The organism is Chloroflexota bacterium (assembly GCA_014360805.1).
Lineage (GTDB): Bacteria > Chloroflexota > Anaerolineae > DTLA01 > DTLA01 > DTLA01.
This window is the reverse complement of the sequence record JACIWU010000043.1, coordinates 13,037-29,355: the sequence shown is the minus strand read 5'-3', so window position 1 is coordinate 29,355 and position 16,319 is coordinate 13,037. Positions and strand designations below refer to the sequence as shown.

General features: G+C 67.1%; 19 protein-coding genes. 16 read left to right on the top strand and 3 right to left on the bottom strand.

Features of this window, described 5'->3' with window-relative positions; translation table 11 throughout:
- Positions 1 to 253: 253 nt before the first annotated feature.
- Complete coding sequence (gene rlmD, locus H5T65_08750; protein ID MBC7259324.1) at positions 254 to 1,486, bottom strand: 23S rRNA (uracil(1939)-C(5))-methyltransferase RlmD; 1,233 nt, start codon at positions 1,484 to 1,486, stop codon at positions 254 to 256.
- Positions 1,476 to 2,108, bottom strand: a complete 633-nt coding sequence (locus H5T65_08745) for an HD domain-containing protein (GenBank protein MBC7259323.1) — start codon at positions 2,106 to 2,108, stop codon at positions 1,476 to 1,478. Before H5T65_08745 ends, rlmD begins: the two co-directional genes overlap by 11 nt.
- Before the next feature lie 96 nt (positions 2,109 to 2,204).
- On the opposite strand from H5T65_08745, the gene H5T65_08740 reads away from it, so the two are divergent.
- Positions 2,205 to 4,259, top strand: a complete 2,055-nt coding sequence (locus H5T65_08740; GenBank protein ID MBC7259322.1) for a chloride channel protein — start codon at positions 2,205 to 2,207, stop codon at positions 4,257 to 4,259.
- 10 nt (positions 4,260 to 4,269) lie between these two features.
- Here H5T65_08740 and H5T65_08735 read toward each other — a convergent pair whose 3' ends face one another.
- A complete protein-coding gene (locus tag H5T65_08735) occupies positions 4,270 to 4,476 on the bottom strand; it encodes a DUF951 domain-containing protein (protein ID MBC7259321.1) in 207 nt (68 codons plus the stop codon).
- 201 nt (positions 4,477 to 4,677) lie between these two features.
- On the opposite strand from H5T65_08735, the gene H5T65_08730 reads away from it, so the two are divergent.
- From H5T65_08730 to H5T65_08660, 15 genes are all read left to right on the top strand, one after another.
- Positions 4,678 to 5,331 carry a site-2 protease family protein gene (locus H5T65_08730; GenBank protein ID MBC7259320.1) on the top strand — a complete coding sequence of 218 codons (654 nt, stop codon included), beginning with the start codon at positions 4,678 to 4,680 and terminating at the stop codon, positions 5,329 to 5,331.
- Positions 5,328 to 5,813 carry an HDIG domain-containing protein gene (locus H5T65_08725; protein ID MBC7259319.1) on the top strand — a complete coding sequence of 162 codons (486 nt, stop codon included), beginning with the start codon at positions 5,328 to 5,330 and terminating at the stop codon, positions 5,811 to 5,813. Before H5T65_08730 ends, H5T65_08725 begins: the two co-directional genes overlap by 4 nt.
- Before the next feature lie 49 nt (positions 5,814 to 5,862).
- Complete coding sequence (locus tag H5T65_08720; GenBank protein MBC7259318.1) at positions 5,863 to 6,858, top strand: prephenate dehydrogenase; 996 nt, start codon at positions 5,863 to 5,865, stop codon at positions 6,856 to 6,858.
- A gap of 1 nt (position 6,859) precedes the next feature.
- On the top strand, positions 6,860 to 7,129 hold the full coding sequence (locus H5T65_08715; GenBank protein MBC7259317.1) for a GIY-YIG nuclease family protein: 270 nt from the start codon (positions 6,860 to 6,862) through the stop codon (positions 7,127 to 7,129).
- A 17-nt stretch (positions 7,130 to 7,146) separates the two neighbouring features.
- A complete protein-coding gene (locus tag H5T65_08710) occupies positions 7,147 to 7,842 on the top strand; it encodes a glycosyltransferase family 2 protein (GenBank protein ID MBC7259316.1) in 696 nt (231 codons plus the stop codon).
- Between the two features lie 73 nt (positions 7,843 to 7,915).
- A complete protein-coding gene (locus tag H5T65_08705; protein MBC7259315.1) occupies positions 7,916 to 9,121 on the top strand; it encodes a glycosyltransferase family 4 protein in 1,206 nt (401 codons plus the stop codon).
- A gap of 15 nt (positions 9,122 to 9,136) precedes the next feature.
- Positions 9,137 to 10,525, top strand: a complete 1,389-nt coding sequence (locus H5T65_08700) for a tetratricopeptide repeat protein (GenBank protein MBC7259314.1) — start codon at positions 9,137 to 9,139, stop codon at positions 10,523 to 10,525.
- A gap of 297 nt (positions 10,526 to 10,822) precedes the next feature.
- The gene (locus H5T65_08695; GenBank protein MBC7259313.1) at positions 10,823 to 11,248 is read left to right on the top strand and encodes a GntR family transcriptional regulator; all 426 of its coding nucleotides are present in this window, start codon (positions 10,823 to 10,825) and stop codon (positions 11,246 to 11,248) included.
- Between the two features lie 74 nt (positions 11,249 to 11,322).
- Complete coding sequence (locus H5T65_08690) at positions 11,323 to 12,204, top strand: slipin family protein (protein MBC7259312.1); 882 nt, start codon at positions 11,323 to 11,325, stop codon at positions 12,202 to 12,204.
- Between the two features lie 28 nt (positions 12,205 to 12,232).
- Positions 12,233 to 12,448: a DUF4177 domain-containing protein gene (locus H5T65_08685; protein ID MBC7259311.1), complete on the top strand. Its 216-nt coding sequence runs from the start codon at positions 12,233 to 12,235 to the stop codon at positions 12,446 to 12,448.
- Positions 12,449 to 12,519: 71 nt separating this feature from the next.
- A complete protein-coding gene (gene surE, locus H5T65_08680) occupies positions 12,520 to 13,365 on the top strand; it encodes a 5'/3'-nucleotidase SurE (protein MBC7259310.1) in 846 nt (281 codons plus the stop codon).
- Positions 13,366 to 13,391: 26 nt separating this feature from the next.
- Positions 13,392 to 14,309 carry an ABC transporter ATP-binding protein gene (locus tag H5T65_08675; protein MBC7259309.1) on the top strand — a complete coding sequence of 306 codons (918 nt, stop codon included), beginning with the start codon at positions 13,392 to 13,394 and terminating at the stop codon, positions 14,307 to 14,309.
- Positions 14,306 to 15,088, top strand: coding sequence for an ABC transporter permease subunit (locus tag H5T65_08670; protein MBC7259308.1), 783 nt, complete (start codon positions 14,306 to 14,308; stop codon positions 15,086 to 15,088). Before H5T65_08675 ends, H5T65_08670 begins: the two co-directional genes overlap by 4 nt.
- Positions 15,089 to 15,146: 58 nt before the next feature.
- Positions 15,147 to 15,332, top strand: a complete 186-nt coding sequence (locus H5T65_08665) for a PLDc N-terminal domain-containing protein (protein ID MBC7259307.1) — start codon at positions 15,147 to 15,149, stop codon at positions 15,330 to 15,332.
- Positions 15,333 to 15,335: 3 nt separating this feature from the next.
- Positions 15,336 to 16,307 carry an ABC transporter ATP-binding protein gene (locus H5T65_08660; protein MBC7259306.1) on the top strand — a complete coding sequence of 324 codons (972 nt, stop codon included), beginning with the start codon at positions 15,336 to 15,338 and terminating at the stop codon, positions 16,305 to 16,307.
- Positions 16,308 to 16,319 lie beyond the last annotated feature (12 nt).

Genomic DNA, 16,319 nt, shown 5'->3' with positions numbered 1-16,319 from the left:
CCCCTGCCCACGGCCAGGGGGACAGCCAAAGGCCGAGGGTGAGGTGTGTTGCCGCCCCGCCCGACGCCGAAGCATCGGGCTGAACGGGCCAAGCCCTGCGGGCTATCCTCAGCCCCCGGAGGGGGCTTTGCGCCGTCAGCGCGGGGGTTTAGCCCCGCGCGACTTTCGCGCCCTTCGCGCCCTTTCGTGTCGTTCGCGATCCAAACGCCCCATCAGCGCAGAGGTTTAGCCCCGGACGGCATGCCGCGCCGCCTCACTCTAGCAGCGCCACCGCCTCAATGTGATACGTCTGCGGGAACATGTCCACCGGTTGCACCCAACGCAGGCGGTACCCCGCGCCCACAAGCGCCGCGCAGTCCCGCGCCAGCGTGCTCGGCTCGCACGAGACGTAGGCGATGCGGCGAGGGCGCTTCTCCACCAAGGCGCGCAGGGCCAGGGGATGGATGCCGCCGCGAGGCGGGTCCACCACCGCCAGGTCAACCGCGCCCGCCAGCGCCGGCAGCGCCTCCTCCGCCGGCCCCTCCACGATGGCGACGTTGTCCAGCCCCTCGGCGTTGGCGACCGCGTCGGCCACCGCCGAGGGCGCGCTCTCCACGCCCACCACCTGTCCGACGTGGCCCGCCAGCGCCAGCCCGAACAGCCCCACGCCGCAATACAAATCCAGCAGCCGCTCCCATCCCTGCGGTTGCAGCGCCTCGGCCACGGTCTCCACCAGCCGCTCGGCCCCCCAGGTATTCACCTGGAAGAAACTCGTCGGCGAGATGCGGTAGCGTCGGCCGGCCACGTCCTCGTGGATGGCCGTGTCGCCGATGAGCGTGGCCACGCGCCCGTCCTCCAGCGCCAGAGCGCACGAAACTGGGATGTCTACCTCAATCTCCGGCGGCTCGTCGCCTGCCGTCTCCAGCACGACCATGCGGTCGCCCGTGCGCGTGCCCACGCGAAGGGTCAGGGCCATGAGTTCGGGGAACTCCACGTCAAGCAGGCGGAGCAAATCACGCAGCGACGGATGGAGAATCAGGCAGTCCTCCACGCCGACCACCTCGTGGCTTTCAAACCGCTGGAACCCCAGCGTCCCATCGGAACCCACCGTGAGGCGGGCGGAGTTGCGATAGCCCCAGGGGTCGCCCATGCCCGCAATCTCGCGCACCGGGACGCCCGGCAGTTTGCCCACGTGTTCCAACTGCTCGGCCACGATGCGCGCTTTGTACTGCAATTGTGTCGGGTAGGCCACGTGCTGCCACTGGCACCCGCCGCAGTCGCCGAAATACGGGCAGAGCGGTTCCACGCGGTGCGGCGACGGCTCCAGCACCTCTTCCAGGGCGGCCCGCGCGAACCGCCGCTTGTCCTCAATCACGCGGGCGCGCACCACGTCGCCGGGGGCGGAGTACGGCACGAAGACGACCTTCCCGCCATCGCGGGCGATGCCGGCTCCGAGGTGCGCCAGGCTCTCAATGCGCAACGTCCGCCGCTCGCCTTCAGAGTTCACCGGCAACCTCCTGTTCCAGGCGCGCGAAGAACTCGGCCATGTACCGATGGCGGCTCTCGGCGATGGCGCGGGCCGTGTCGGTGTAGAGCGAATCCCTCAATTTGGAGAGTTTGACCTGAAACTCGCGCACGGGGGTGTGATCGGCGTTGTGGAGATCCCTGGCAGCCGCATCCAGGTGGGCCGCCTCGGCCCAGGGCGACCACAGGCGCTGGTTCCACTTGCCCGCGATGGCATAGGCCCGCGCCACCCCAATCGCCCCGATGGCGTCCAGTTTGTCGGCGTCGTAGAGCACCTTCGCCTCCAGCGTCGGCGGCTCGGCGGAATTGCGGAAGCGGTGGCTGGCGATGGCGACGGCGATAGCCTCCACCTTGTCGGGCGGATGCCCCCGCAGGATTTCGCGGGCTTGGCGCGCGCCCATCTCCGCGTGGCATGCCCCGAGCCGATCCGCCTCGGCCCTGGCCACATCATGGAGCAAGGCCGCCGCCGACACGATTTCCACGTCGGCCCCTTCCGCGCGGGCGATGCGCAGCGCAAGCGCGTGCACCCGCAGCACGTGGTCAAAGTCGTGCGCCGAGTCGTCTGCGCCATACCATTTTCGGGCTTCGTCGGGTGTAATCAGCATGACCGCTGGTCTCCTCCCCGCAAGTTGCTCCCATTCCCTTGTGTAGTATAATACCGCACGCATTGAAAATCCGCCACATCGGGTCTAGGGGGAGAAATGGGAGAGCCTTTCTCAAAACCCTCGTTACGCGCGCACCGGGCCAGCGCCCGCGCAGCCTGGCTGTTGGATCGGCTGCACCCCTCGGAGACCACCGTCCTCATCGCCACCGCGTTGATCGTGGGCGTTGGCACGGGAATCGGCGCAGTCCTGTTCATTGAGTTGATCGCCGGCTTCCAGCGCCTGTTCAACGGGCCTGTCCTGGGAGCGCTGGCGTTTCTAGGCCCCATCGCGCCGGCCTTTGTGCCGCTGGCGGGCGCCCTCATCGCCGGGCCGCTCATCACCTATTTCGCCAGCGAGGCCAAGGGCCACGGGGTGCCCGAGGTGATGAAAGCCATTGCCCTGCGGGGTGGGCGCATTCGGCCGGTCGTTGTGGTCGTCAAGGCGCTGGCGTCTGCCGCGTGCATCGGGAGCGGCGGCTCGGCGGGGCGCGAAGGCCCCATCGTGCAAATCGGTTCCGCCTTCGGCTCCACGGTCGGCCAGTTGTTCCGCCTATCCGACGAGCGCATCCGCAACCTGGTGGCGTGCGGCGCGGCGGGGGGCATCGCAGCGACCTTCAACGCGCCCATTGCCGGCGTCATCTTCGCGCTGGAGGTCATCCTGGGGGAATTCACCACCCGCTACTTCGCCACCGTAGTCCTCAGTTCGGTTACGGCCAGCATCGTGAGCCGCACCGTCCTGGGCGATAATCCCGCGTTCGCCGTGCCTGCATATTCCATCGTCTCGCCCTGGGAGTTGCTGTTCTACGCCGTGCTTGGGCTGGCCGCCGCGGGCGTCGCATGGCTGTTCGTAACGGTGCTCTACTGGGCCGAAGACCGCTTTGACGCGCTGCGCTTCCCCGACGCCCTGAAGCCGGCCTTGGGCGCGATCCCGCTGGGGTTCGTTGGGCTGGCCATTCCCCAGGCGCTTGGGACCGGGTTCGCGCACATAGAGCAGGCGGTGTCCGGCGGCCTCTTCGCGCAGATCATGTTCGTGCTGGCCTTCGGCAAGATTCTGACCACATCGCTCACGTTGGGGTCGGGGAATTCGGGCGGTGTGTTCGCGCCGGCGCTGTTCATGGGGTCCATGTTCGGCGGCGCGTTCGGGAAGATGGTGAATGCGCTCTTCCCGGCCATCACGGGCAGTTCAGGCGCGTATGCGCTGGTGGGCATGTCGGCGGTCTTCGCGGCGGCCGCTCACGCCCCCATCACCGCCGTGCTCATCGTCTTTGAGATGTCGCGCGACTATCGCCTCATCCTGCCCCTGATGTTGGGCACCGTGCTGGCAACCCTGCTGTCGGAACACCTGCGCCGCGACTCCATCTACACCCTGAAACTCACGCGCAAGGGGATTCACCTGCAGCGCGGCCACGATATTGACGTGATGCAGGGGATTGAGGTGGGCGAGGCCATGACCACGCATTTTGACGCAGTGCCGGCGAATATGCCGGTCGCGGAACTGGCGCGCCTTTTCGCCGAAAGCCATCATCACGGGTTCCCTGTCGTGGACGAACAGGGCGGACTGGTTGGCGTGGTAACGATCCAAGACATGGAGCGCGCCACGGCTCGCCAGGAGGCGCTGGCTTTGACGGCGGGGGACATCGCCACCAGGGACCTCGTTTTCGCGTATCCCGACGAACCGCTGTGGGTCGCGCTGAAACGCATGGGCGCGCGCGACATCGGCAGGCTGCCGGTAGTCTCGCGCGAGAACCCCAGGAGACTGGTGGGGCTGATACGCCGCGCCGACATCATCAAAGCCTACAATACCGCCATCATCCGACGGATGGAACTGCAACAGCGCACCGAGCAACTGCGCCTGGGCAAACTCACGGGGACCGAGTTCCTGGAACTGGAAGTGGGCCAAGACGCGCCTGTGGCCGGCAAGGCGCTGAAGGATATGTGCTTGCCTCACGAATGCGTAGTGGTCTCGGTGCGTCGCGGGCGCAGGCTGATTATCCCCCATGGCGAAACCGTGCTGCAACCCGGGGACAAACTGACCGTCCTCGTCGCCGACGAGTGCCGACAGGAGGTGTGCTCCCTAGTCTCTGCACCGAACGCAAAGGGGGCCTACGCCTGATCGCGCCGGGTCAGAGGGACGCGGGCCTGTTGTCGGGCCAGCGCGACACAACCGCCTTGAGCCGTCGCTCAAACTCACCGCGCGGGAGCATCACCACGCGCCCGCACGTCTGGCACTTCAGCCCGATGTCGGCGCCCACGCGCATCACGCGCCACTCGTACCCCCCGCACGGATGGGGCTTGCGCAGGCGCACGATGTCGCCCATCTGAACGTCCATGGAGCCGATGCCTCCTCGCTTTCCATTATAACAGTCCCCGCTCGCTCCCCTCTCGCGCCACCCGCGGGGCAAGAAGGGGCCGGGGATGAGAGAGGGGCGGTTTCCCCACGCCGTATGGTACCAGTCCCCACCCCAGCCGTCAATTCTGCCCTCCCTGGCGAATTGTGTTATAATGCGCTGCGGAAAGGAGAACGACGCGACATGGCCGATTTCCGGGACATCTTGTTGATCCTTATCGGCGTTGTGCTGGCCATAGACGTGCACGAATGCGCCCACGCCTGGAGCGCCGACAAACTGGGAGATCCGACGGCCCGATTTCTGGGGCGCGTTACGCTGAACCCCATCAAGCACCTGGATCCGTTGGGAACCGTGATGATCGTCATGAGTTCGTTGTCGGGCTTCGGCATCGGGTGGGGCAAGCCCACGCCGGTGAATCCGTATCGGCTGAAGTACGGGCCGCGCGCGGGCATGGCGTTGGTGTCGGTCGCGGGGCCGCTGTCCAACCTGCTGACCGCCTTCATCCTGATGCTGCCGTACCGGATTTTTGGGCGAGCCGTGCCCCCCGCCCTGCTGACGATACTGGCCACGTGGGCCTTCGTAAACGTGATCCTGACCGTGTTCAATCTCATCCCACTGCCGCCGCTGGATGGGTTCAGCGTGCTCATGGGCATCCTGACCAGCATACGGTCGGCGAGTGTGCAACGGGTAACCCGCGCCCTGTCGCAGATAGAAGCCTACGGCCCGATGGTGCTGCTGGCCGTGCTGGCGGTGGGCTGGGTAACGGGCCGCAGCCTGCTGGGTGCCATCATGGGCCAGCCCGTGGACTTGCTCTGGAAGTTGATCGCGGGATGGTGAGCGTGCGGCCTCTCTACCGTGCCAGGCAGTTCTTTCGGGCGTTCCGCAGGCGCGACCCGAATGCGTTTCTCGCCGTGGCGGAGGCGCACCTGTCGCCGGGCCAGTTGGCGCTGTTCCGTCGCATGTCGCTCTACGACCAGGAGCACGCCGTGGATGTGCTGAACCGCCTGCGCCGCCAGGGTTGGAGGGATGCGGAACTCATGCAGGCCGCGCTCCTGCACGATGTGGGCAAGGCGTTCGTTCGCGCCAACCTGTGGCGGCGCGTGGCGCACGTGCTGCTATGGGCCACGCAGACGGAAGCCGGCCCGCGCAGCGCATATGCCCGCCACGCGGAGGTCGGCGCGGAGGCGGCCGAACGCGCGGGGAGTTCGCCGGACGTCGTGGCGCTCATCCGTCGGCACCACGCACCGCTGCCCTTGCCCCCGCGCGACCGATTGGACGACTGGCTCATCGCCCTGCATTTGGCCGACGAGTCGGCTTGAGGCGCGGCCCCGTCGCAGGGCGGGTTGAACAGGATTGGGGGAGGAAAATATGGCAAAACCGAAGATCGCGATTATCGGATTGGGAGTTGTGGGGACTTCCCTGGGCCTGGCGTTGCGCAAGGCCGATGCAGGATACGAACTCATCGGCCACGACAAGGACCCGGGCATCTCGCGCAGCGCGGGCAAGGCCGGCGCGGTCCACAAGACCGAATGGAACCTCATCGCCGCCGTGGAGGACGCCGACGCCATCATTCTGGCGCTGCCCCTGCCGGCCATCCACGACACGTTCAAGCCCATCGCGCCCTACCTCAAGACCGGCGTGGTCATCACCGACACGGCCAATGTGAAAGCGCCGGTGATGGCCTGGGCGCAGGAACTGTTGCCGGAGCATGTCAACTTCGTGGGCGGCAACCCCATCCTGCCCATGGGCAAGACCGGCCTGGAACCCGACGCCGACCTGTTCAGCGGAGGCGTGTACTGCCTCACGCCGTCGCCAACGGCAGCACCCATGGCGCTGGACTTCATGACCGACCTGGTGCGGCTCATCGGGGCGCAGCCCTTCTTCCTGGACGCGGCGGAACACGATGGCTTGATTGCCGGCGGCGAGCACCTGCCCCTGGTCATCGCGGCGGCGCTCCTGCGCGCCACGCAGAGCGCCGTCAGTTGGCGCGAGATGCGCAAGGTGGCGGGCGCGGCCTACGAGGCCGGAGCCTACCTGGGACCTGGCGACTCCGCCGCCTATCGGCACGCCTGCCAGGCCAATGCGGCCAACATCGTGCGCTGGATTGACGAGTTCATGCGGGCGCTGGGCGAACTCCGCCGCCAGATTGAGGAAGGCGACGAGGACGGCCTGGACGAGTCCTTCCGCCAGGCGCTGGAGATGCGCCACGCGTGGATGAAGGAGCGCGCGGCCAAGGAATGGGATCGGGCCGAGCAGCGCCTCTCGGAGCCGCCGCGCACCAGTTTCCTGCGCCAGGCGATTCTGGGCGGGGGCCTGCCGCCCTCGCGCAAGGACGAGGGCAAGAAAGGCCCCACAACGCGCTGATATGGCTTTCGTGTACATCGTGGAATGCGCCGATGGCACCTACTACACCGGCTGGACGGTGGATCTAGACGCGCGGGTTGCGGCGCACAACGCGGGGACCGGCGCGCGGTACACACGGGCGCGCCGCCCCGTGCGGCTGGTGTATTGGGAACACGCCGCCGACCCATCGTCCGCGCTGAAGCGAGAGGCGACCTTGCGGCGCATGTCCCACGCGCAGAAATCGCGGCTTGCAGCGACTCACGCCGCGAATTTGGAGGAGGTACGACCGTGATCAGCATCTCGGCGGCGATGCCGGCCTACAACGAAGAGGAAAACGTCGGCCCCATGGTGCAGGCGCTGGATCCGGTCCTGGCTTCCATCACCGACGACTACGAGATCATCATCGTGGACGACGGCAGCAAGGACAGGACCGCGGAGCGCGTGTTGGAGTTGCAGGCGCAGTACCCGAAGGTCCGCCTGGTCCGCCATCCGGTCAACCAGGGGTTCGGTGCAGCGGTGCATACAGGCTTCACCAGCGCAACGAAGGAATGGGTCTTCTACACCGACGCCGACCGCCAGTTCAAGGTAGAGGAACTTCACAAGTTGTTGCCCCTCACGGACAAGGCCGACATCATCGCGGGCTATCGGGCGCCGCGGGCAGACCCCTTCCTGCGCAAGGTCTTCGCCTTCGGCTGGTTCGCGCTGTGCACCATCCTGTTCGGCTACACCGCGCGCGACATTGACTGCGCCTTCAAGTTGTTTCGCCGCGAAATCCTGGACCACATCCGCGTGGACTCGCGCGGCGCGACCTTCAGCATAGAGTTTCTGGTGCGCGCAAAACGCGCGGGCTACCGCATCGCCGAGGTGCCCGTGAGCCACCTGCCCCGACTGGCCGGAAGCCCGACGGGCGCGAAGTTGAGCGTCATCACCCGCGCGTTCCGCGAACTGTTCCGATTCCGCCTGCGCCTGTGGCGAGAGAGGACGGCAAAAGAGGGGCGCACCTGAGTTGATCCGGCTGCAACTCCCGCCGCAACCGAACAGCGCCCGATCATCGCGCCTGGGCAGAGGGTAGCGGAATATGGCAGACCGGTCGCGTGTCCTGCGCATCCTGGCCGTGGCGCCCACGTCGTTCTTCGCCGACTATGGCTGCCATGTGCGCATACTGCAGCAGATCGCGGCCCTGCAAGAGCGTGGGCACGAAGTCCGGCTGTTGACCTACCCCACAGGCCGCGACGTGCCCGGCATTCGGACCTCTCGCGCGCGGGGCTGGCCCGGCATGCGAGGGCCGCAAATCGGCCCGCGCCCGGCGAAAATCCTGCTGGACGCCTCGCTCCTGGCGCACACCTTCGCCCAGGCGCGGCGCTGGCCCGCCGACGTGGTCATCGGCTACCTGCACGAGGGGGCGCTCATCGGGCGGGCCGCCGCCAGCCGCCTGCGCGCGACGCTGGCCTTTGACTACCAGGGAAGCCTGGCCGGCGAACTGGCGGGCTACGGCTGGCTGAAGCCGGGCCGACCCGCCTACCGCCTGGTGCGCGGCCTGGAACGGCGGATTCACCGGCGCGCCGACGTGATCCTGTGCAGTTCGCAGCACGCCGAGGCCGCGCTCCGCAGCGACGGCGACTGCTCGCGCGTGGTGGCCTTCCCCGACCGCGTGGACACGGCCTTCTTTGACCCAGACCGTTTCCCCGACGCCGTGCGGCGCGAATTGAAGGCCGCCCTGGGCATCCCCGCCGACCGCAAGGTCATCGTGTACCTGGGCCTGCTGGGCCGCCACCAGGGCACCCATCACCTTCTTCGCGCCATCGCCGCCTGGCCCGCCGACGCCCCGCCCGCCCATTTCGTCATCATGGGCTATCCCCAGGCCGACGCATTCCGACGCCTGGCCGAAGAGATGGGCGTAGCGGCCCGGGTTACGTTCACCGGAAAGATCTCCTACGACGACGCCCCGCGCTACCTCTCCATCGGAGACATGGCGGTAGCGCCAAAGGTCTCGGACACCGAGGGGCACGGCAAACTCCTGAACTACATGGCCATGCGCCTGCCCACCGTGGCGTTTGACTCGCCCGTCAGCCGCGAGTACCTGGGCGATTGGGGCCGCTACGCGCCCGTGGGCGACTCCGATGCGCTGGCCCGCCAACTGGCCGAACTCGCGGCGTCGGCCGACGCGCAGGCCATCGGAGCCGCGCTGCGCGCGCGCGCCCAGGCCCAGTTCGCGGCCGAGTCGCTTGGCCCGGCGCTGGAGCATGCGCTGCTGTCCATCGCCGACGGCCGCGCGGCCCGATGAGGAGGTCGGCCTGCCATGACGAAGAGGCGCATCGGATGGAGGGCTGCTTTCGTCGCGTTGATTCTCGTGGCGCTGGCCTTCGCCGCCCAGGATCCGCTCGCGGGTGTGGCGCACCAGGTGCGAGTTGGAGACATGCACCTGCGCGCGGGCGAGTACACCCTGGCGCGCCAGGTGTATGAGCAGGCCGCCGCCGTGCTTCCCGGCCGCGCCACGATTCTTCTGCGCCTGGGCGTCGCGCAGAGCGCGCTGGAAGAACGGGACGGCGCGCGGCAATCCCTCGCGCAGGCGGCGGCGAGTCCGTGGACGCGGGCGCGGGCGCTCGCCGGCCTGGCCGAGGCCGAGGAGGACGCCTACCGCGCCGGCCGCCTTTGGGCCGAGGCTGTGCGGGCGGGTTGGAGCGACCCGCTGGTCTTGGGCCGCTACGCGGAGCATCTGTGGCGGCGCGGGGATTTCCGGCAGGCGCAACCCATCGTCAGCCGCTCCCTGCGCCTGGCGCCGCGGGACGAGAAGACGCGCCTGCGCGCGAGCATCCTGCTCCTGCTGGACGACAAGCCCGAAGATGCGGCGGCGCTCGTTCGCGGCGTGGAGTCGGCAGTCCCCCTGACGGCGGCCCTCAGCGCAGGCGACCCTCCCGGCTCGCCCGACTTCTACCTGCGCGTCGGCGTGGCGCTGCTGTCCATGGACGAACAGCGGGCCGCGCGGGCGATGTTCGGGCGGGCGCGGGACTTGGCCCCCGACTCGCCCGTGGCGCAGACCTACTACGCCTATTGCCTGCACCTGGACGGCGACGACGCCGGCGCCATGGGCCTCTTGCGGGATGCCGCGTCGCGCTGGCCCGCGTATCCCCTCGTCTGGTACTTCCTGGGCGAGGTGGAGCGCGCCGCAGGGCACTACGCCGCCGCGCGGGCGCACTACGCCACGCTCTTCAACCTAGACCCCAAGAACGCCGCGGCCTGCGTCGCGCTGGCCGACGCCTACGCCGCCGAGAACCTGTTCACGGAGGCCGAGGCGTGGTACACGAAGGCCACGGAACTTTCGCCGCAGGACGGGCGCTTCTGGCTTGCGCTGGCGCAGTTCTACACCGAGCACCTGGCCGGCGTCGCGGGCAATGGGGTGGCCGCCGCCCGCAAAGCGACCGCGCTCCTTCCCGAGGACCCCGCGGCCCACGACGCCCTGGGGTGGGCGCTGTTCCTGTCCAACGACCTGGTCGGCGCGCGCGAGGCCCTGGAAACCGCCTTGCGGCTGGACGGCGACAGCCCTTCGGTGCAGTACCACGCCGGCAGTTTGTACTACGCCCTGGGCGACCGCGCCAGGGCCACGTACCACCTGACGCGCGTGCTGGACGTGCAGCCCAGGGGCCGCTTCGCCGCGCCGGCCCAGGACCTCCTGCGCCGCCTGAAATAGCCCTGCGGTCGTTAACCGCTATCCACGAATAACACGAATCTACACGAATGACATAGATGTAGACACGTAGGGCGGCTTTCCATAGCCGCCGAGGGTTGCGTTCTCCCGCACGCGCCGAATCTCCCAGTCTGTAGGGCGGCTTTCCATAGACGCCGAGGGTTGCGTACTCCGCACGCGCCGAATCTCCCAGTGGGGTAAGCCAATTGTACTATTCAAATTAGTAGAATCCATTTGACAAGCCGCCGGTTCTGTGCTATAATTGTACTAGTGAGAATCGTACAATTTCGGAGGCTGCATGTGAACATCCGAATCAACGCGGAAAGCGGCGTGCCCATCTACATGCAGATCGTGGATCGGATTCGGCACCTCGTGGCCACGGGGGTGCTGCGCCCTGGCCAACAGTTGCCCACCATTCGCCAACTGGCCGTGGACCTCAGGGTGGACCCGAATACCGTGGCCCGTGCCTACGCGATCCTGGACAGCCAGGGGGTCATCTCCACCCAGCAGGGGCGCGGCACCTACATCGCCGAGCACCCCGACGAGGCGCGGCTGGCCGCATTCCGAGAAGAGCAACTGCGGCAAATCATGAGCCATGCCATTCTGGACGCGCTGAGTCTCGGATACCGGCCCGACGAGGTACAGGACGCCTTCCTGCAAGAACTGACGCAGTGGCAGAAGCGCACAGAACGCGCGCACACCGAAACAAACACCCAAAACACGTGAGGAGGATTTCAATGGCAACTGTAACCCGAAGGAAAAGGATTCTTTCGCCGGAGCAAGCCGCGCTGGAGGCGAGGATGGTCAACGGCATATCCGTGGCCGCCTTCTTCCTCGCGCTCCTGGTCACGTCGCTCCTGGCCATCGGGCTGGACGCCTGGACAGCCGCGCCGGACTGGCTCATCGCGATGGTGGCCGCCGGCGGGGTTCTGATCGGTCTCTACCTGCTGTTCGCCATCAAGGTTGCCGACCAGTGGGAGAAGGCCGTCGTCCTGCGGTTCGGCCGTTTCCGCGGGCTGAAAGGGCCTGGCCTGTTCTGGATCATCCCCATCGTGGACTCGGTCCGCAAGTGGATTGACCATCGGGTGATGGTAACGCCGTTCAATGCGGAGAAGACCCTCACCAAGGACACCGTGCCCGTGGACGTGGACGCGGTGCTGTTCTGGATGGTCTGGGATGCGGAGAAGGCGGCGCTGGAGGTGGAGGACTACAAGACGGCCATCGCGTGGGCGGCGCAGACGGCCCTGCGCGAGGTCATCGGGCAGATGGATCTGGCCGATATCCTGGTGGGGCGCGCCAAAATGGACGAGGAACTCCAGAAGATCATTGACGCCCGCACCAACCCCTGGGGCATCACGGTGCAGTCGGTGGAAATCCGCGACATCGTGATTCCCGAGGCGCTGGAGGATGCCATGTCCCGCCAGGCGCAGGCCGAGCGCGAGCGCCAGGCGCGCGTCATCCTGGGCGAGTCCGAGAAGCAGATCGCCGAGAGTTTCCGCGAGGCGTCGCTGGCCTATCAGGAGAACCCCACGGCCCTGCACCTGCGCGCCATGAACATGCTGTTTGAGGGCCTGAAGGAGAAGGGCGCGCTCGTGATTGTGCCGTCTTCCGCCGTGGACACGATGAACCTGGGCGGGTTGATGGCCGCCACAGCCCTGGCGCAGAACGCCCCGAAGGAATGACAGGGCGCTTCCCCAAGGAGGGGTATCCATGACCAAATGGGAGTACCGCGTGTTGGTGTTCAAGAGCGGCTGGGGCGCACGCCTGAAGGAGGAGCACGAAGAAGTCCTGAACGCGCTGGGACAGGAGGGCTGGGAACTGGCGGGCAGGGCCGCCGAGAGCACAGTGATGAGCCTGGTGTTCAAGCGGCCCGTGGGAAAGCACAAGCCATCGCGCCACGTTGAGCAAGGCTGGCCGTCCTGGTAGGGCCCGCGCAGTCGCCCGTGCGGTTGGAGAAAGAGGCCGATTCTCGTATAATCCCCGCGAGGAGGGCTTTCATGGCACACAACACGAATCGGCCTCTCATCCTGGTTACCAACGATGACGGCATCGCCTCGCCTGGGTTGCGCGCGGCGGTGCGGGCCGCCCTGCGGCTGGGCGAAGTTCTGGTCGCCGCGCCGTCGGGTCAGCAGACGGGCGCGGGGCGCGGCACTCCTGGCAACGGCCCCTTGCTGCTGGAGCCGGCGCCCCTCACCCTAGACGGCCAGCCCGTCCGCGCCTACGCCATCCCCGGCACGCCCGCCCAGACGGTCATGTACGGGGCGCTGGTGCTGGCCGATAGGCCCGTGGACCTGGTGATCTCGGGCATCAACTACGGCGAGAACCTGGGTGTGGAGATCACGGCGTCGGGCACGGTCGGCGCGGCGCTGGAGGCGGCGGCGATGGGCATTCCGGCCCTCGCCATCTCGCGCGAGACGCACAAACGGTTCCATTTCAATCCAGAGGAGGGGATGGATTTTGCGGCGGCGCAGCACTTCGCCGAATTGTTCGGGCGATTACTGCTGGCCCGGAAGATGCCCGCGGATGTGGACATACTGAAGGTGGACGTGCCCGAAGATGCCACTGCCGACACGCCCTGGCGCGTTACCCGTGTGTCCCGCCAGCGCTACTACTATCCGGTGCCGCCCGCGAACCCCGACCTGTCCAGGCCGATCTATGTGGACTACGAAGTTCAGTTGTACATGGATACGCTGGAACCCGATTCGGACATTTGGGCTTTGGCGGTGGACCACGTGGTGTCGGTGGCTCCGATCTCGCTGGACCTGTCATCGCGCGTCGCGCTGGATGAGGTAGATCGCGTGCTGCGCGCCGCCCGAACCGTCCGGCCCGACGCGGGGGCGTGAACCACGCCACAAGTGGAGGATTTCCGATGGTGATTGAAACCTATGGATTGACCCGCAAATTCAACGGCAACCTGGCCGTGGATGATCTGACGATAGATGTCCGAGAGGGCGAGGTGTTCGGCTTCCTCGGCCCTAACGGCGCGGGCAAAACGACCACGGTGCGCATGTTGGTGTGCCTGATTCGCCCCACGTCGGGCACTGCGCGCATCAACGGCTACGAACTGGGGCGCGACAACCAGCAGATTCGCCGCATTTGCGGCATCCTGACCGAGACGCCGGGCCTCTACGAGAAACTCAGCGCACGGGAAAACCTGCTGTACTTCGCTCGGCTGTACGACGTGCAGGACCCGGAGGCCCAGGTGCGCAAGTATCTCCAGATGTTGGGCCTGTGGGACAAGCGCGGTGAGCCGGTGGGCATCTTCTCCAAGGGCATGCGCCAGAAGGTGGCCATCGCCCGCGCCCTGATTCACGAGCCGCGCCTGCTGTTCCTGGACGAGCCGACCGCCGCCCTGGACCCGGAGTCGGCCAAGACGGTGCGCGATTTCATTGAGGAACTCAAGGGCGAGAGGCGCACCATCTTCCTGTGCACGCACAACCTGGACGAGGCCGAGCGGCTGTGCGACCGCATCGGCGTCATCCGCCAGCGCCTCATCGCCGTGGACACGCCCGATGGCCTCCGCCGCAGCCTGTTCGGCCGCCAGACGGTGGTGCAACTGGCGGAGGTTACGCCCGCGCTGGTGGATGCCCTGCGCGGCCTGGAGTTCATCTCCCACGTCAAGCAGGACGGACATCGGCTTCTCGTGTCGCTCTCGGACCCCGACGCGCAGAACCCCGTCATCGTAGAGCGCCTGGTGCGTGCGGGCGCGAAAGTGCAGTACGTGAGCGAGGTCAAGCACTCGCTGGAGGACGTGTACCTGACGCTGGTACGGGAGGAGGCGCGATGAAGAAGGCGCTCGTCGTATTCCGCAAAGAGTGGCGCGAGATTCTCAAGAACAAACTCATCCTCTACACAATTGGGGTTCCGCCCATCCTGCTGGCCATCCTGCCGCTGGTCATGATGTATTTCATGCGCAACGAGCCGGTGGACCCCGAAGACTTGGCCATGTACGCGCAATTCGTCGCGGCGCTGCCCTGGCTCACCGAGCAGGAAGTGGTGATGTACGTGCTGCTCAATCAGTTCGTGCTGCTGTTCCTGATGATGCCCGTGGTCATCCCGGTTACCATCGCGTCCTTCAGCATCATCGGCGAAAAGGAGCAGCGCAGCCTGGAGCCGCTTCTGGCCACGCCCATCCGCGTTACCGAACTCCTGGCGGGCAAGACGCTGGCGGCGGTGGTGCCGGCGCTCCTGACCACATGGGCGGCCTTCGCCATCTTCCTCGCGGGGGCCTACTTCCTGGCCACGCCTGCGCTCTTGCGCGCGCTCCTGTCGCCCATGTGGTGGTTGGCGTTCTTCGTCATGGCGCCGCTGTTCTGCGTCCTGTCGGTGGCCATCGGCGTCGTGATCTCCTCGCGGGTGAACGACACCCGCGTGGCCCAGCAGATCGGCGGACTCATCGTGCTGCCGGTGGTGGCCCTCGCCATGCTCCAGACCTTCGGCAAGGTGCTGTACACGACGCAGACCTTCGCGCTGGCCTGCGTGGTGCTGGCTGCGGTGGATGTTCTCGTCATCCGCGTGGGGAGCAACCTGTTCCAGCGCGAGACGATTCTGACGCGCTGGAAGTGATCGCCACGGCAAACCGCAGGCGGTTTGGGCAAGTACACGTTCGGGCAGGAGGTGTGTGATGGACAATCTCGCTCTCGTGTTGGCTCCGCTGGTCGTGTTGCAGGTGGGACTGATGGCGCTGGGCTACGTGGACCTGGCGCGGCGCGACGCCGTGCGCGGCGGCAAGAAGTGGGTCTGGGCGCTGGTCATGCTCGTGAGTTTCGTCGGCCCCATCCTGTACTTCGCGATAGGCCGCGAGGAGTAGCCCATGTCCGATGTCGCCATTCGCTGCGAGGGCCTCACGCGCCGATTCGGCAAAGTTATTGCCGTGGACAACCTGAACCTTGAGGTGAAGAGCGGCTCGGTGTTCGGGTTCCTGGGGCCGAACGGCGCGGGCAAAACGACCACCATCAAACTGCTGACCGGCTTGCTCCGCCCCACCGGTGGCCGGGCCTGGATCGCGGGCCAGGAGGTGCAGGTGGAGCGCGTGGAGGCACGGGCGCTGTTCGGCTACCTGCCCGAGGAACCCGTGTTCTACGGTTGGATGACGGCGCGGGAGTTGCTCACTTACGCCGGGCGCCTGTTCGGCATCCCGGACCGCGCCCTCAAGCCGCGCGTGGAGGAATTGCTAGACCTGGTGGGGCTGAAACCCGTGGCCGGCCGCAAGGTGGGCGGGTTCTCGCGGGGCATGCGGCAACGCCTGGGCCTGGCCCAGGCGCTGGTCAACGCCCCGCCGGTGCTCATCCTGGACGAGCCTGCTTCGGCGCTGGACCCCATCGGGCGGCATGAGGTGCTGGCGCTCATCCGGCGGCTGCGCGCCCACGATGGCATCACCATCTTCATGTCCACGCACATCCTGGCCGATGTGGAGCGGACGTGCGATACCGTCGCCATCATAGACCGCGGGCGGCTCCTTGCCGTGGCCGATCAGGAAGAGTTGCGCCGCCGCTATGCCGTGCCGGTGTTCACGGCGGTGGTGGCAGGCGAAGAACCCGACATCCGCGCGCTGCACGCCCGACTGGAATCGCTGCCCTGGGCCGAACGCGTGGAGCGCGCCGACGACTGCCTGCGCGTGTTCGCGACCGACGAGGAGACCGCGCGCCGCCAACTGCCCGCAATCATCGCGTCCAGCCCCGCCATCCTCCTCCGCTACGAAGTAGGAATGTCCAGCCTGGAAGATGTCTTCCTGCGGGTGCTGGGCCGCGAGCCTGGCGGACGCCATGCCTCGGGAGGTGCATGACCATGCGGCTTG

What these genes read in the sequence shown, in the direction of transcription:
- H5T65_08665 (MBC7259307.1), top strand. Translation starts at nt 15,147, where the DNA reads ATGGACAATCTCGCTCTCGTGTTGGCTCCGCTGGTCGTGTTGCAGGTG.
- H5T65_08675 (MBC7259309.1), top strand. Translation starts at nt 13,392, where the DNA reads ATGGTGATTGAAACCTATGGATTGACCCGCAAATTCAACGGCAACCTG.
- H5T65_08690 (MBC7259312.1), top strand. Translation starts at nt 11,323, where the DNA reads ATGGTCAACGGCATATCCGTGGCCGCCTTCTTCCTCGCGCTCCTGGTC.
- H5T65_08700 (MBC7259314.1), top strand. Translation starts at nt 9,137, where the DNA reads ATGACGAAGAGGCGCATCGGATGGAGGGCTGCTTTCGTCGCGTTGATT.
- H5T65_08705 (MBC7259315.1), top strand. Translation starts at nt 7,916, where the DNA reads ATGGCAGACCGGTCGCGTGTCCTGCGCATCCTGGCCGTGGCGCCCACG.
- H5T65_08660 (MBC7259306.1), top strand. Translation starts at nt 15,336, where the DNA reads ATGTCCGATGTCGCCATTCGCTGCGAGGGCCTCACGCGCCGATTCGGC.
- H5T65_08735 (MBC7259321.1), bottom strand. Translation starts at nt 4,476, where the DNA reads ATGGACGTTCAGATGGGCGACATCGTGCGCCTGCGCAAGCCCCATCCG.
- surE (MBC7259310.1), top strand. Translation starts at nt 12,520, where the DNA reads ATGGCACACAACACGAATCGGCCTCTCATCCTGGTTACCAACGATGAC.
- H5T65_08745 (MBC7259323.1), bottom strand. Translation starts at nt 2,108, where the DNA reads ATGCTGATTACACCCGACGAAGCCCGAAAATGGTATGGCGCAGACGAC.
- H5T65_08685 (MBC7259311.1), top strand. Translation starts at nt 12,233, where the DNA reads ATGACCAAATGGGAGTACCGCGTGTTGGTGTTCAAGAGCGGCTGGGGC.
- H5T65_08710 (MBC7259316.1), top strand. Translation starts at nt 7,147, where the DNA reads ATGCCGGCCTACAACGAAGAGGAAAACGTCGGCCCCATGGTGCAGGCG.
- H5T65_08715 (MBC7259317.1), top strand. Translation starts at nt 6,860, where the DNA reads ATGGCTTTCGTGTACATCGTGGAATGCGCCGATGGCACCTACTACACC.
- H5T65_08670 (MBC7259308.1), top strand. Translation starts at nt 14,306, where the DNA reads ATGAAGAAGGCGCTCGTCGTATTCCGCAAAGAGTGGCGCGAGATTCTC.
- H5T65_08740 (MBC7259322.1), top strand. Translation starts at nt 2,205, where the DNA reads ATGGGAGAGCCTTTCTCAAAACCCTCGTTACGCGCGCACCGGGCCAGC.
- H5T65_08720 (MBC7259318.1), top strand. Translation starts at nt 5,863, where the DNA reads ATGGCAAAACCGAAGATCGCGATTATCGGATTGGGAGTTGTGGGGACT.
- H5T65_08730 (MBC7259320.1), top strand. Translation starts at nt 4,678, where the DNA reads ATGGCCGATTTCCGGGACATCTTGTTGATCCTTATCGGCGTTGTGCTG.